The organism is Enterococcus devriesei (assembly GCF_001885905.1).
GTDB classification, from domain to species: domain Bacteria; phylum Bacillota; class Bacilli; order Lactobacillales; family Enterococcaceae; genus Enterococcus_A; species Enterococcus_A devriesei.
The window spans coordinates 1-472 of the sequence record NZ_JXKM01000017.1 but is presented as its reverse complement, the minus strand read 5'-3'; the positions used below and the strand labels follow the sequence as shown (position 1 = coordinate 472).

Here is a 472-nt window from a genome sequence, read left to right as displayed (position 1 = left end):
GCTAGGTGCTGCTGGGAAAATCGATAAAATAGTCCTAATTTGGTCACGTGTAGATGACGCGGCTGGCACATTGTTAAATTACAGCTGGAGTCAAACTGTGCTCTCGCCAGACGATATTATTCTTGGTTATAGTTACAGACTACAACTAACTAATGAGAACTATAAATTTGTGACGTTTGCTAATGAGATGGGAAAGATTACAATCTCCGGTGTAAATGAGAATAGCGTTGCACCAAACCAAATATACAGAATCAAACGAATTATTGCGTATACAAAAAAATAGAGGAGGAGAACAATGAAAACAATTTATGAAATTTTGTATCCTTTTGGGTGCAAAGCAGTAGAAGTAGCAGAGGATTTTGAAACGAAATTCCCACACACGGAAATTGAGCCAGATCCGAATCGGGATTTGATGTTGCAGTTTTTCGATGTGAAAATGAACGTTTGGCGACCGGTTGAGTTTATGGCTGGA

The 472-nt window shown here is 39.0% G+C and carries 1 protein-coding gene; it reads left to right on the top strand.

Annotated features, from left to right (window positions below; translation table 11 throughout):
* The coding region (locus tag RV00_RS16590; protein WP_211272401.1) for a hypothetical protein at positions 1–283 on the top strand (283 nt) is incomplete at its 5' end.
* Positions 284–472 lie beyond the last annotated feature (189 nt).